The organism is Streptomyces avidinii, from assembly GCF_014650695.1.
Classification (GTDB): Bacteria; Actinomycetota; Actinomycetes; order Streptomycetales; family Streptomycetaceae; genus Streptomyces; species Streptomyces avidinii.
Window position 1 is genome coordinate 751350 of the sequence record NZ_BMVL01000001.1, and the last position, 14325, is coordinate 765674.

A 14325-nucleotide genomic window follows, 5' to 3' on the forward strand; every position below is an offset into this window, starting at 1 on the left:
CCTAAACGGGGCGCGCGCCCGGGGGTGCCGTACGGGTTCGCGCACCCTCCCCCACCGCGCTCAGCAGGGCGTTCGCGCGGGGCGAGGACACCAGCTCCTCCAGGGTCAGCGGCCGCCCGGCGGCGTCGGCGACCGGCAGCCGCCAATTGGGGTACTGGTCCCAGGTGCCCGGCAGGTTCTGCGGCCGCCGGTCCCCGACCGCGTCCGGCAGCCACACCCCGACCAGCCGCGCCGGGGTGCGCAGCAGGAAGGCGTACAGGGCCCGTACGGCGGCCTCCTCGCCCTTGGTGTCCAGCCCCAGCCCGTCCAGCAGCTCCAGCCACTCGGCGGTGTCAGCGGCGTCCTGGGCCCGCTCCAGCTCGGCCGGGCGGGTCAGCAGGCCGAGCCGGTCGCGCAGTTCCACATGACCCCCGGCGAGTTTGGCGGCCGTCGGCGGCAGGTCGTGCGTGGTGACGGTGGCCAGGCAGTCGGCCCGCCAGACCTGCGGGGCGAGCGGGCTCCCGCCGCCGTCCCAGTCCCGTTCGAACCAGAGCACCGAGGTGCCGAGCACCCCGCGCCGGGCCAGCTCCTGACGGACCCGCGGCTCCACCGTCCCGAGGTCCTCGCCGATGACGAGCGCGCCCGCCCTGTGCGCCTCCAGGACGAGGATCGCCAGCATGGCCTCGCCGTCGTAGCTGACGTACGCGCCCTCCGCGGGCGGGGTCCCCTCCGGGATCCACCAGAGCCGGAACAGCCCCATCACGTGGTCGATCCGCAGGGCGCCCGCGTAGCGGAACACCCCGCGCAGCAGGGACCGGAAGGGCGCGTAGCCGGTGGCGGCCAGTACGTCCGGGCGCCACGGGGGCAGCCCCCAGTCCTGGCCGCGCGCGTTGAAGGCGTCCGGCGGCGCGCCGACCGAGATGTGCCGGGCGTAGCAGGGCGATCCGAAGACGTCGGAACCCTGTGGGTGCACCCCGACGGCGAGGTCGTGGACGATGCCGACCGTCATGCCGGCCTCGCGGGCGGCCCGCTGCGCGGCAGCGAGCTGGCCGTCCGTCAGCCAGACCAGCCAGCGGTGGAAATCGCTCCGCTCCTTCGGGTCCTCCTCCCCCGCGTGCGCGGCGCACCACGTGGCGTGCACGTCCAGCGGAGCGCCCTGTTCGGCGCAGAACGCCCGGTAGGCGGCTTCGCGTTCGGGCGTGCGCGGGACGGCGTACAGCAGTTCCAGGGCGGACCGCTTGAGTTCCCAGACCGCGTCCCGGTCGATCAGCGCGCCCTTCTCCAGGACCTGCCGGCGCAGTTCACCGCCGCGCGAGGCGAGCCCGTCGAGGGCCTGGCGGTCGGGGCAGTCGGCGTACTCGGGGACGTCCTCGATCCGCAGGTGCACGGGGTCCGGGAAGCGCCGCGAGGAGGGGCGGTACGGGGAGGGGTCGGTCGGGTCCCCGGGCACGGCCGCGTGCAGCGGGTTGACCTGGATGAACCCGGCGCCGTGGGTGCGGCCCGCCCAGCGGGCCAGTTCCGCGAGGTCACCGAGGTCGCCCATGCCCCAGGAGCGCTCGGAGAGCAGGGAGTAGAGCTGCACCAGCAGCCCGTGGGCCCGCTCGGGCGCGGCCGGTGCCCGCTGCGGGGCCACGACCAGGGTGGCCTCGGCGGTCCGCCCGTCGGGGGCTTCCGCGGTGAGCCGATGGACGCCGAGGGGCAGTCCGGGGCCCCATGCGAGCACCGCGCCCGTCTCCTCCTGCACCACCCGCACCCGGGTGCCCGGCGGCAGCCCGGCCGGCTCCCGGGCCACCGTCTCCCCCTGCCAGAGCACCAGCGTGGGCGGCAGCAGCCGGCCGGCCGCCTCCCGCACGGCGGCCTCGGCGCCGACCCGGATGCTTCTCGCGTCGTCGGTGACCACCCCCAGCAGTGCGAGGACCGCCTTGACGGTGGCCTCGGGCACCGGGACGGTGACGTCGGCGGCGGGCCGGTAGTCGGTGGCGACGCCGTACTGGGCGGCGAGCCGGGCCAGGTCGTCCATCTGCGGGCGCTCCTTCGTGCGTGCGGGCATGAGGGCATGAGGATGTGTCAGAAGAGTGGTGCACGGGGGTCGGACGCCGCCGGGGAACACCGCGTCCATACCCACTCGGAGGCACCGCATTCCTGGCACATCCGGGGCAGATCACCCACTCACATTGACACCCCAGCCGCACGGATGGTGGGCTCAAGCTCATTCGTACGAGTGGGGGACGTCTCGCGACGAGGAGGCTCTGTGCAGCTCAGGGGCAGGAGGCGGACCACCGCCGTCGCTGTGGCGGTGATCGGTACGCTGCTGGGCGGCGCCGTGGCCTCCGCGCCACCCGGGAGCCTCGCGGCGCCCTCCGTGCCGACCGGACCGGGGCGCGTGCCGGCCTCCGGCATCGCCCTCGGGGGGCCCGCGCTGGACCCCGGCGCCGACACCCCCCGGGCGGCCTCCGAGGGGCCCGCCGTATGGCCCCGTCCCCAGTCGATGACCGCCGATCCGGCGCGCGAGCTGCCGCTGGGCGCCGAGGCCGTACTCGTCGCGCCGGCCGACGCCGATCCGTACGCGGTCCAGGTGGTGCGGGACGCCCTGCGCGCGGCGGGCGTACGGACCGTCCACGAGCAGGCCCCCGGGACGCCGCTGCCCGCGCGCGGGACCCTCGTACGACTCCAGGAGCCGGGCGCGGAGGAGGCACTGCGGGCGCTGGGCGCGAGCGCGTCGGCGGACCTGCCGGCCGGGGGCTACCGGCTGGGCGTGGGCCGCCACGCGGGCCGGGACACGATCGCGTTGTCCGGGGTCGGGGAGGACGGGCTGTTCCACGCGGCGCAGACGCTGCGTCAGGTGCTCGCGGCGAGCGGCGGGAAGGTGCCCGGAGTACTGGTGCGGGACTGGCCGGCCGCCCCGGTGCGCGGGATCACCGAGGGCTTCTACGGGCAGCCGTGGACCCGGGAGCAGCGCCTCGCCCAGGTGGACTTCATGGGCCGCACCAAGCAGAACCGGCTGCTGCTCGCACCCGGCGACGACCCGTACCGCACGACCGCCTGGCGCCAGGACTACCCGCAGGCGCAGCAGGAGGACTTCCGCGCACTGGCCGAACGGGCCCGCGCCAACCGGATAGTCCTGGCCTGGGCGGTGACGCCCGGGCAGTCGATGTGCCTGGCCTCGGAGGCCGACCGGGCGGCACTCACCCGCAAGCTGGACGCGATGTGGGACCTCGGCTTCCGCGCCTTCCAGCTGCAGTTCCAGGACGTCAGCTACACCGAGTGGGGCTGCAAGGCCGACCGGGACCGGTACGGGAAGGGCCCGGCGGCGGCCGCGAAGGCGCACGCGGAGGTCGCGGGCCATGTGGCGGCGCACCTGGCCGCCCGGTACCCGGGGGCGCCCGCCCTCTCCCTGCTGCCGACGGAGTACTACCAGGAGGGCGCCACCGCCTACCGGACGGCCCTGGCGGGCGCTCTGGACCCGCGGGTGGAGGTGGCCTGGACGGGTGTGGGCGTGGTCCCGCAGACGATCACGGGCAAGGACCTGGCCGGGGCGCGCTCCGCCCTGGGGCACCCGCTGATCACCATGGACAACTACCCGGTGAACGACTGGGATCCGGGCCGGATCTTCCTCGGCCCGTACACGGGCCGCGAGCCTGCGGTGGTGGGCGGCTCGGCAGCGCTGCTGGCCAACGCCATGCCGCAGGGCACCCTGTCGCGGATCCCGCTGTTCACGGCGGCGGACTTCGCGTGGAACCCGCGCGGCTACCGGGCCGGCGAGTCCTGGGCCGCGGCGGTGCGCGATCTGGCGGGCGCCGATCCGCGCACGCGCGAGGCGGTGGCGGCGCTGGCCGGGAACACCGCGTCCTCGGGACTGGGGCAGGAGGAGTCGGCGTACCTGAAACCGCTGGTCGAGCAGTTCTGGCGGGCCCGCGCCGCGGGCGACCCGGCGGCCGGGACGGCGCTGCGCAGGGCGTTCGCCGTCCTGCGCGAGGCCCCGGGCCGGCTGCCGGCCCTGTCCGGCGAGGCCGGACCCTGGCTGGAGCGCCTGTCGCGCTACGGGACGGCGGCCGAACTGGCGGTGGACGTCCTGCAGGCCCAGGCCCGCGGGGACGGGGCGGCCGCCTGGCAGGCCTCCCGGGCGCTGACAGAGGCCCGCGAGGCGCTGGCGGAGCAGGGCACGGCCCAGGTGGACAAGGCGGTACTGGACCCCTTCCTCGCGAAGGCGGCGGCGGAGGCCGACGCCTGGACCGGGGTCACCCGCAGGACCGGCACGGTCACCAAGGAGGCCGAGGCCTGGACCGTACGGCTGGAGGCGCCGCGCCCGGTGTCGGCCGTGACCGTGATGACCGAGCCGCTCCCGGCGGGGGCGCGGGGCGCCGTGGTGGAGGCGCACGTACCCGGCGAGGGCTGGCGCAAGGTCGCCGACGCCGCCGCCACGGGCTGGACCCAGGTGGACACGGCGGGGCTGAGCGCGGACGCGGTACGGCTGTCCTGGGCCGGGGCCGAGTCGGCGCCGGCGGTGCACCAGGTGGTGCCGTGGTTCGCGGACGGCCCACGGGCCCGCTTCGAGCTGGCGGACCGGGCCGCGGTCGACGCCGAGATCGGCGGCGCCGCACAGCGGGTCTCGGCGCAGCTGTCGGCCCTGGGCCCGGGCGAGGTCCGCGGGCCGCTGTCGGCGCGGCCGCCGGCGGGCATCGTGGTCCGCCTTCCGCAGACCGCGGTGGTCCCGCGCGGCGGCCAGGCGTCGATCCCGCTGGAGGTCAGTGTCGCCCCGGGCACCGCGCCGGGCAGCTACCAGGTGCCGGTGACCTTCGACGGGGAGTCGCGCACCCTGACCGTGCGCGCGGTGGCCCGTACCGGGGGCCCGGACCTCCTGCACACCGCGCGGGCGACCTCCTCGGCGAACGAGACCGCCGACTTCCCGGCCCCGGCGGCGGTGGACGGCTCGGCGACCACGCGCTGGTCGTCACCGGCGGTGGACGGCGCGTGGTGGCAGGCCGAACTGCGCGCCCCGGCGCGAGTGGGCCGGGTGGAACTCCACTGGCAGGACGCGTACCCCTCCGCGTACCGGGTGGAGACCTCCGCGGACGGGGTGACCTGGCGTCCGGGGGCTGCGGTCTCGGCCTCCCGCGGCGGCCGCGAGTCCCTCCGGCTGGACGCCCCGGACACCCGCTTCGTGCGGGTCACGTGCGAAACCCGCGCGACGCGCTACGGCTGCTCCCTCTGGTCGGCGCAGGCCTACGCAGTCACCCCGTAGCCGCTCCGGCCCCGCCGCCTCCTCCAGCCCCGCCGCCTCCTCCAGCCCCGCCGGCGTTTGAGGCGCGGGGTCCGGGGCGGAGCCCGTGGAGGTCGGGCCGCAGGTCACAGCGGGCGCGACCCCGCACGCAACCGGCGGCCCCAGCGGGAGCTAACCGGCCGCCACCCCGATCCGCTCCAGCGCGTCCTGCGCCCCGTACGGCTGGAGGTACGGCATCCACCGCGGATCCCGGTGCCCCGTGCCGATGATCCGCCAGGCCAGCCCGGACGGCGGCGCCGGCTGGTGACGCAGGCGCCAGCCGAGTTCCAGCAGGTGCCTGTCGGCCTTGACGTGATTGCAGCGGCGGCACGCGGCGACGACGTTGTCCCAGGCGTGCTGGCCGCCCCTGCTGCGCGGAATGACATGGTCGACGCTGGTGGCGACGGCCCCGCAGTACATGCAGCGGCCGCCGTCCCGCGCGAACAGGGCGCGCCGGGTGAGTGGAACGGGCCCCCGGTAGGGGACCCGCACGAAGCGCTTGAGCCGTACCACGCTGGGCGCGGGGACGACCCTTGTCGCGCTGTGCAGATAGGCGCCGGATTCCTCCAGGGAGACCGCTTTGTTCTCCAGGACGAGGACGAGCGCGCGGCGGAGCGGTACGACGCCGAGGGGCTCGTACGACGCGTTGAGGACCAGGACGTGCGGCACGGACTGCCTCCTTGTACGCCGGCGGCGCGTGGCTCGCGCCGGGACGATCTGCTCTCCAGTCTCTCCTTACGGCTGGTCGAAACGCCACCACGCGCCCGTAACGGGTCCGAGGTGTTTTCAACCACACTCAGTCATCCCCAGGTGAGTCTGGTCTCTCCCTCGAACACTGCGCCAAGGTGAAGGGATTGCCCCGTTAGTGTGGTTGGTCTGCCCCGCATACCCCCGGCTCCGTCCGGGGGTACCCCCGGTTCCGCGGGCAGACCGCTATACCTGGAGGTTCCCGTCGTGCCCTGGCCCGCCGCTCTGCTGCCTCAGGCAGCCGAAGTTCCGGACGCGCCCGCATCGGTCAAGGAGGCGCAGGCGAGCGTCACCGAGGCCGCCAGCTTCATCGAGCAGAACTGGGCCACCTGGCTGAGCATCGGCCTGCGGATCCTGCTGATCGTCGTGATAGCGGCAGTCATCCGCTCGGCGGTCCGCAAGGCGCTGACCAAGCTCATAAACCGGATGAACAGCAGCGCCGAGGCGGTGGAGGGCACCGCGCTGGGCGGCCTGTTGGTCAATGCCGAGCGGCGGCGCCAGCGTTCGGAGGCCATCGGCTCGGTGCTCCGGTCAGTGGCTTCGTTCCTGATCCTCGGCACGGCCGCGCTGATGGTCCTGGCCGCCCTGAAGATCGATCTGGCCCCGCTGCTGGCGAGTGCCGGTGTGGCCGGTGTGGCGATCGGTTTCGGCGCCCGGAACCTGGTGACGGACTTCCTGTCCGGCGTCTTCATGATCATGGAGGACCAGTACGGCGTCGGAGACAAGATCGACGCGGGCGTCGCCTCGGGCGAGGTCATCGAGGTCGGACTGCGCGTGACCAAGCTCCGCGGCGACAACGGTGAGATCTGGTACGTACGCAACGGCGAGATCAAGCGCATCGGCAACCTCAGCCAGGGCTGGGCGACCGCGGGCGTGGACGTGCAGGTCAAGCCCTCGGAGAACCTGGCCCGGATCCGCGAGGTGGTCAAGGAGGTCGCCGACTCCATGGCCAAGGAGTCCCCGTGGGACGAGCGCCTGTGGGGTCCGGTGGAGGTACTGGGTCTGGACGAGGTGCTGCTCGCCTCGATGACCGTGAAGGTGTCCGCCAAGACCATGCCCGGCCAGCAGTTCGCGGTGGAGCGGGAGCTGCGCTGGCGGATCAAGGAGGCCTTCGACGCCGCCGGCATCCGCATCATCGGCGGCATGCCGGCCGCCGACGAGGACGAGGAGCCCCCGGCGGACGCATCGGCCTCGGTCGCCGCGCCGTCCGCCCTGTCGAACCCGGCTTCGCCGCAGTCGCTCGCCACCGCCCCGATCCCGCCGCCGGCCGGCCCCCGGATCACCAAGTAGCAGCAGCACGCCGCACGGGCACCGCACGGCACCGCCGCCTCGCTGCCCCCACTGCCCCGCAGGTCATTGCCGAAATGGCAGAGCCTGCGGGGCAGCGGCATTGACACAGTTCAACAGGTGATAGGAAACTTACCTAACAGATCACCTCGGTGAGGGAGAGCCGCTCGATGCCCGCCGCCACGCCCGGAACGCCCAGCCTGTTGCGCGCCATGAACGACCGGGCCGCACTCGAACTCCTGCTGACGCACGGCCCGCTCTCCCGGACCCGTATCGGGCACCTGACCGGACTGTCCAAGCCCACCGCCTCCCAGCTGCTGGCCCGCCTGGAAGCGGTCGGACTCGTCGTCGCCACCGGCACGGACGGCGGCCGCCCCGGCCCCAGCGCCCAGCTCTACGCGATCAATCCGCGGGCCGCATACGTCGGCGGCCTCGACGTCACCCCGGAGCGGGTACTGGCGGCCGTCGCCGACATCACGGGCACGGTCGTCGCCACCCACGAGGTCCCCTACACCGAGGGCGCACAGGCCGTCGACCAGGTGACCAGGGCCCTCGGGGAGGCCGTCAAGGCCGCCGGGCTGCACCGCTCCGACCTGCGCCGGGTGGTCATCGGCACCCCGGGCGCCTTCGACCCGCAGACCGGCCGGCTGCGCTACGCCAGCCATCTCCCCGGCTGGCACTCCCCCACCCTCCTGGAGGACCTGGCGGCGGCCCTGCCGATGCCCGTCGAGTACGAGAACGACGTCAATCTCGCCGCGGTCGCCGAGCAGCGGCTCGGCGCCGCCCGCGGCCACGAGGACTTCGTCCTGCTGTGGAACGAGGAGGGCCTCGGCGCCGCCCTGGTGCTGGGCGGCCGGCTGCACCGCGGCTGGACCGGCGGCGCGGGCGAGGTGGGCTTCCTGCCCGTACCGGGCCGCCCCCTGGTCCGGCAGGTCACCCGGGCCAACTCCGGCGGGTATCAGGAGCTGGCCGGAGTGGAGGGACTGCCCCGGCTCGCCGCGGACCTGGGTGTCGAACCCGCGCCCGTGCCCGGCGCAGCCGATGGACCGGCGACCCCGGCCGCGTCCGGGGCCCCGCACGGCCCGGAGGTCGCCGCCGCCGTCGCCCTGCTCGCGCGGGCCGCCGCCGCGCCCGAGGGGGCGAACCTGCACTTCCTCCAGTCGTACGCCACCGCGCTCGCCACCGGTCTCGCCTCGGTCGTCGCCGTACTGGACCCGGAGATCGTGGTCCTGTCCGGTGCCGCGATCAGCGCGGGCGGCGAGCCGCTGCGCGCCCTGCTGGAGGCAGAGCTCGCCGAACTGGCCCCCTCCCGGCCCCGACTGGTCCCCGGCGAAGTACGGGAACACGCAGTCCTGCACGGGGCGCTGGAGAGCGCACTGGCCGCCACCCGGGACGAAGTGTTCGACACCTCCGGCTGATCCCGCGCGCACCCCACACACCCGCACCGCTCACACCGCTCACACCGCTCACACCGCTCACACCGCCACGCTCCATCCCACAGGCACCCCCACGGAAGTTCCTCCCGCAGAGAGCGAGCCCCGCCATGCCCAGAACCGGACGAACCGGACGCCTGACCACCGCAACCGCCCTCCTCGCGGCGATATCCGCCCTCGCCACGGCCTGTGCCGGCCAGAGCGCGGACACCGCCTCCGACGACCCGAAGGCGGACGTCACCCTCAACTTCTGGCACGGCTGGTCCGCGCCGAGCGAGGCCAAGGCGATCGAGGACAACATCGCCCGGTTCGAGAAGGCGCACCCGAACATCAAGGTCAAGGTCACCGGCAACATGACCGACGACAAGATCAACCAGGCTCTGCGCGCGGGCGGGGACAAGGCCCCCGACGTGGTCTCCTCCTTCACCACCGACAGCGTGGGCAAGTTCTGCAACTCCCGCGCCTTCGCCGACCTGAACCCCTTCCTGAAGAAGTCCGGGGTGGACAAGACGAAGGTCTTCCCCAAGACCCTGCTGGACTACACGGAGTTCAACGGCAACCAGTGCACGCTGCCGCTGCTGCACGACGCGTACGGCCTCGTCTACAACAAGACCGCCTTCGCGGCCGCCGGCATCACCGAACCCCCGAAGACGTGGAGCCAGTTCACCGAAGTCGCACAGAGGCTCACCAAACCCAAGGGCGACTCGTACGAGCAGGTCGGCCTGATGCCCACCTTCCACGGCTACGAGACGAAGCCGACGCGGCTCGCGGCGCAGTGGGGCGCCACGTACTTCGGCGCCGACGGCAAGTCCAACCTGGCCGGTGACCCGGCCTTCGCCAAGATGCTGACCGCGCAGAAGGACCTCGTGGACAAGCTCGGCGGCTACGAGAAGCTGGAGCGTTTCCGCAACACCTTCGGGGACGAGTGGAGCTCCGAACACCCCTTCCACACCGGCCAGGTGGCCATGCAGATCGACGGCGAGTGGCGTGCCCCGATGGCGAAGGAGGCCGGCGTCACCTTCGAGATCGGCACCGCCCCGCTGCCCGTCCCCGACGAGCAGGCCGCCGACTACGGCAAGGGCTACCTCTCCGGCACGATCATGGGCATCGCCGCGGGCAGCAAGAAGCAGAACGCCGCCTGGGAGCTGGTCAAGTACATGACCACCGACACCGAGGCGGTGGTGGCCTTCGCCAACGCCATCCACAACGTGCCGTCCACGCTCGCCGCCCTGGAGTCCCCGGACCTCCGGGTGACCCCGGAGTTCAAGACCTTCCTCGACATCGCCCGGCACCCGAAGTCGAGCACCACCCCGGCCCAGGCCGACGGCGGCACCTACCAGCTGACCTTCGAGGACTTCGCGTACGGGGTCGAGAAGGGCGACGTGGCCGACATCCCGGCCGGTCTCGCCAGGACCGACCAGCAGATCGACACGGACATCGCGAAGGCGAAGTAGCCCGATGCCCGACGTCCCCCGCCCCCTGCGGTCGAAGCAGCGGCGCTCCGCCCTGCGGACCGCGGCCTTCATGTCCCCCTGGCTGATCGGCTTCTCGGTCTTCTTCGTCTACCCGCTGCTGTCCACCCTGTACTTCTCCTTCACCCGGTACGACGGCTTCCGGCAGCCCGCCTTCAACGGCCTGGACAACTGGAGCTACGTCTTCTCGGACTATCCGCTGTTCTGGCCGGCGATGCGCAACACGCTGTGGCTGGTCCTGGTGATGGTGACCTGCCGGGTCGCCTTCGGCCTCGGCATCGGCCTGCTCATCACGAAGATCAAGACGGCGACCGGGGTCTTCCGGACCCTGTTCTACCTGCCCTACCTGGCCCCTCCGGTCGCCGCGACCCTGGCCTTCGTCTTCCTGCTGAACCCCGGCACCGGCCCCGTCAACACCCTGCTGGACGCGGTGGGGCTGCCCACCCCCGGCTGGTTCACCGACGCCGACTGGTCCAAGCCGGCACTGACCGCCCTCGCACTGTGGGGGGTGGGCGACCTGATGGTCATCTTCATGGCCGCGCTGCTCGACGTACCGAAGGAGCAGTACGAGGCCGCCGAGCTGGACGGGGCCGGTGCCTGGGCGCGGTTCCGGCACATCACCCTGCCCAACATCTCGCCGATCATCATGTTCGCGGTGGTCACCGGGGTCATCCAGGCCATGCAGTACTACGCCCAGCCGCTGGTGGCGGGGAAGGTCGCGGCCGGGGTGATCGGCGGCTCGGGCCAGCAGTTCGAGCCGGGCTACCCCGACAAGTCCACCCTGACCCTGCCGCAGCTCGTCTACAACCTCGGGTTCCAGCGCTTCGACTACGGCACCGCGTGTGTCGTCGCGCTCGTCCTGTTCGCCCTCTCCATGGCCTTCACCGCGCTCCTGATGCGGCGCCGTGGCGGTCTGATCGGAGCAGGTGAGTGAGTACGCGCACGCACAGCGGCGGCAACGGTGACAACGGCAGCGGCCGGAGATCCTCCCGGGCGGTACTGCACTGGGTCGGGGTGCACTCGCTCGGCGTGGCCGCCGCCCTGTTCTTCGTCCTCCCCTTCGTCTTCCTCCTCCTCACCTCCCTGATGGGCGACCGGCAGGCGCTGACCCGCGACCTGTGGCCCCACACCTGGGAATGGGGCAACTACGCGAAGGTCTGGCACACCCCGGGCTTCCTGACCTGGTGGCGCAACACGCTCCTGTACGCGGGACTCGGCACCCTGTTGACCGTGGTCTCCTCCGTGCCCGTCGCGTACGCGCTCGCCAAATTCCGCTTCCGCGGCCGGCGGCTCTCGCTGCTGCTCGTGATCGCCATGATGATGCTGCCGCCGCAGGTGGTGGTCATCCCCATGTACCTCTTCTGGGCCAAGCAGCTCGACCTGTCCGGCACCCTGTGGCCGCTGATCGTCCCCATGGCCTTCGGCGACGCCTTCTCCATCTTCCTGCTCCGCCAGTTCCTCCTGACCATCCCCGACGAGTACCTGGACGCGGCCCGCGTCGACGGCTGCGGCGAGGTGCGCACCCTGCTGCGCGTGGTCCTGCCGATGGCCCGGCCCGGAATCGCCGCCGTCGCGCTCTTCCAGTTCTTCTCCGCCTGGAACGACTACTTCGGCCCGCAGATCTACGCCTCCGACAACCCGGCCGCCTGGACCCTCAGTTACGGACTGGAGTCCTTCAAGGGGGCGCACCACACCAACTGGAACCTGACCATGGCCGCGACCGTACTGGTCATGGCACCGGTGATCGTCCTCTTCTTCTTCGCCCAGAAGGCGTTCGTCGAGGGAGTCACCCTGACCGGCGTGAAAGGCTGACGACGATGAAACTCGCAGTGGTGGGCGGCGGTTCCACCTATACCCCCGAACTGATCGACGGCTTCGCACGGCTGCGCGACACCCTGCCCGTCAGCGAGCTCGTACTGATCGACCCGGCCGCCGAACGCCTGGAGCTGATCGGCGGCCTGGCCCGGCGGATCTTCGCCCGCCAGGGCCACCCGGGCCGTATCACCACCACCTCCGACCTCGACGCGGGCATCGCCGGGGCGGACGCGGTCCTGCTCCAGCTGCGCATCGGCGGGCAGGCCGCCCGGCTCCAGGACGAGACCTGGCCGCTGGAGTGCGGCTGCGTCGGGCAGGAGACCACGGGGGCGGGCGGGCTCGCCAAGGCGCTGCGCACCGTCCCGGTGGTCCTCGACATCGCCGACCGGGTCCGGCGGACGAACCCGGACGCGTGGATCATCGACTTCACCAACCCGGTCGGGATCGTCACCCGGGCCCTCCTGCAGGCCGGGCACAAGGCCGTGGGGCTGTGCAACGTCGCCATCGGCCTCCAGCGGAAGTTCGCGGCGCTGCTGGACCTGGCGCCGGCCGACATCCACCTGGACCACGTCGGCCTCAACCACCTCACCTGGGAGCTGGGCGTACGCCGGGGCGGCCCGGACGGCGAGGACCTGCTGGCGACCCTGCTCGCCGCGCACGGCGAGGCCGTCGCCTCGGACCTGCGGCTGCCCCGCGCGGTGCTGGACCGGCTCGGCGTCGTGCCCTCGTACTACCTGCGCTACTTCTACGCCCACGACGAGGTCGTCCGGGAGCTCGGGACCAAGCCCTCGCGGGCGGCCGAGGTCGCCGCGATGGAACGTGAACTCCTCGCCCTGTACGGGGACCCCGCGCTCGACGAGAAGCCAGCGCTGCTGGCGAAGCGGGGCGGCGCCTTCTACTCCGAGGCGGCCGTGGACCTGGCCGCCTCGCTGCTGGGCGACGGCGGCCCGGCCGTGCAGGTGGTCAACACGTACAACAACGGCACCCTGCCCTTCCTGCCGGACGACGCGGTGATCGAGGTGCAGGCCCGCGTCGACGGCTCCGGCGCGGCTCCGCTGGCGGTGCCGCGGCTGGACCCGCTCTTCGCCGGGCTGATCTCGCACGTGAGCGCGTACGAGGACCTCGCGCTGGACGCGGCGCTGCGCGGCGGGCGCGAGCGGGTGTTCAAGGCACTGCTGGCGCACCCGCTGGTCGGGCAGTTCGAGCTGGCCGAGGGGCTGACCGACCGGCTGCTCGCCCACAACAAGGAGCACCTGCCATGGGCGTGACCCTCCCCTCGGTGCTGGCCATCGACGCGGGCAACAGCAAGACGGACGTGGCGCTCCTCGCCCCGGACGGCTCGGTGCTGTGCTCCGGCCGGGCCGGGGGCTTCCAGCCGCCGCGGACGGGGGTGGCCGCGGCCGTCGACGTGCTCGCCGAGGCGATGTCCGACGCCGGACTGCGCACCGACCGCGCCGCCGGCCCGTGGGCCGAGCGGGTGTCGGCGTGCCTGGCCAACGCCGACTTCGCCGTGGAGGAGGAGGAGCTGGCGCGCGAGATCGAGGGCCGCAACTGGGGCCGGGCGACGGCCGTGCACAACGACACCTTCGCGCTGCTGCGCTCCGGGCTGCCGACGGGCGCCGACCCGTGCGGTGTCGCGGTGGTGTGCGGGGCGGGCATCAACTGCGTGGGGATGACCCCGGACGGGCGGACCGCACGCTTCCCCGCGATCGGCCGGATCTCCGGCGACTGGGGCGGCGGGGGCGGACTCGCCGAGGAGGCCCTGTGGTTCGCGGCCCGGGCCGAGGACGGCCGGGGCGGGCCGACGGAGCTGGCCCGGGCTCTGCCCGCGCACCTCGGCCACGAATCCATGGCCTCGCTGATCGAGGCGATGCACCTGGGCCGGGTGCCGCACGGGCGGCGCCACGAGCTGACGCCGGTGCTGTTCGGTGTGGCGGCGGCCGGTGACCCGGTGGCGCTGTCGCTGGTGCACCGGCAGGCGGACGAGGTCGTGGCGATGGCCTCGGTGGCGCTGGACCGCCTGGGCCTGCTGGAGCAGGAGGTGCCGGTGGTGCTGGGCGGCAGTGTGCTGGCGGCCGGCCACCCGCAGCTCGACGACCGGATCGCGGCGGGCCTCGCCCGACGGGCCCCGCGCGCCCGGATCTCCGTGATCACGGCGCCGCCGGTGCTGGGCGCCGGACTGCTCGGCCTCGACGCGCTCGGGGCCCCGCACGGGGCGTACGAAAAACTCCGTGCCCATTTCGGGTGAACCCGCCCCGGAAGTCATCCGGTCTGGAACCGTGGCGCACGTGCGGACGTATTGACGGTGAAGGGGCGACGAAAGGCACCCCCG

At 73.3% G+C, this 14325-nt stretch carries 10 protein-coding genes; 8 read left to right on the forward strand and 2 right to left on the reverse strand.

Going from position 1 to position 14325, the window contains the following annotated elements; all coding sequences use genetic code 11:
* Position 1 precedes the first annotated feature (1 nt).
* Entirely contained in the window at positions 2-2029 is a 2028-nt protein-coding gene (locus IE257_RS03495; protein WP_189964434.1) for a 4-alpha-glucanotransferase, read from the reverse strand.
* 201 nt (positions 2030-2230) lie between these two features.
* Between IE257_RS03495 and IE257_RS03500 the strand changes: the two genes are divergently transcribed.
* Positions 2231-5221, forward strand: a complete 2991-nt coding sequence (locus IE257_RS03500; RefSeq protein WP_189964436.1) for a glycoside hydrolase family 84 protein — start codon at positions 2231-2233, stop codon at positions 5219-5221.
* A 150-nt stretch (positions 5222-5371) separates the two neighbouring features.
* On the opposite strand, the gene IE257_RS03505 is transcribed toward IE257_RS03500, so the two are convergent.
* Positions 5372-5908, reverse strand: coding sequence for an HNH endonuclease (locus tag IE257_RS03505; protein WP_189964438.1), 537 nt, complete (start codon positions 5906-5908; stop codon positions 5372-5374).
* Between the two features lie 285 nt (positions 5909-6193).
* On the opposite strand from IE257_RS03505, the gene IE257_RS03510 reads away from it, so the two are divergent.
* From IE257_RS03510 to IE257_RS03540, 7 genes are all read left to right on the forward strand, one after another.
* A complete protein-coding gene (locus tag IE257_RS03510) occupies positions 6194-7276 on the forward strand; it encodes a mechanosensitive ion channel family protein (protein WP_189964440.1) in 1083 nt (360 codons plus the stop codon).
* Between the two features lie 167 nt (positions 7277-7443).
* Positions 7444-8691, forward strand: coding sequence for an ROK family transcriptional regulator (locus tag IE257_RS03515; protein ID WP_189964442.1), 1248 nt, complete (start codon positions 7444-7446; stop codon positions 8689-8691).
* A gap of 125 nt (positions 8692-8816) precedes the next feature.
* The gene (locus tag IE257_RS03520; protein WP_189964444.1) at positions 8817-10160 is read left to right on the forward strand and encodes an ABC transporter substrate-binding protein; all 1344 of its coding nucleotides are present in this window, start codon (positions 8817-8819) and stop codon (positions 10158-10160) included.
* Positions 10161-10164: 4 nt separating this feature from the next.
* A complete protein-coding gene (locus tag IE257_RS03525) occupies positions 10165-11112 on the forward strand; it encodes a carbohydrate ABC transporter permease (protein WP_189964446.1) in 948 nt (315 codons plus the stop codon).
* Complete coding sequence (locus tag IE257_RS03530; RefSeq protein ID WP_189964448.1) at positions 11109-11990, forward strand: carbohydrate ABC transporter permease; 882 nt, start codon at positions 11109-11111, stop codon at positions 11988-11990. The genes IE257_RS03525 and IE257_RS03530 overlap by 4 nt, the downstream gene beginning before the upstream one ends.
* Before the next feature lie 5 nt (positions 11991-11995).
* Positions 11996-13261: a 6-phospho-beta-glucosidase gene (locus tag IE257_RS03535; RefSeq protein WP_189964450.1), complete on the forward strand. Its 1266-nt coding sequence runs from the start codon at positions 11996-11998 to the stop codon at positions 13259-13261.
* Complete coding sequence (locus tag IE257_RS03540; protein ID WP_189964451.1) at positions 13252-14241, forward strand: N-acetylglucosamine kinase; 990 nt, start codon at positions 13252-13254, stop codon at positions 14239-14241. The genes IE257_RS03535 and IE257_RS03540 overlap by 10 nt, the downstream gene beginning before the upstream one ends.
* Positions 14242-14325 lie beyond the last annotated feature (84 nt).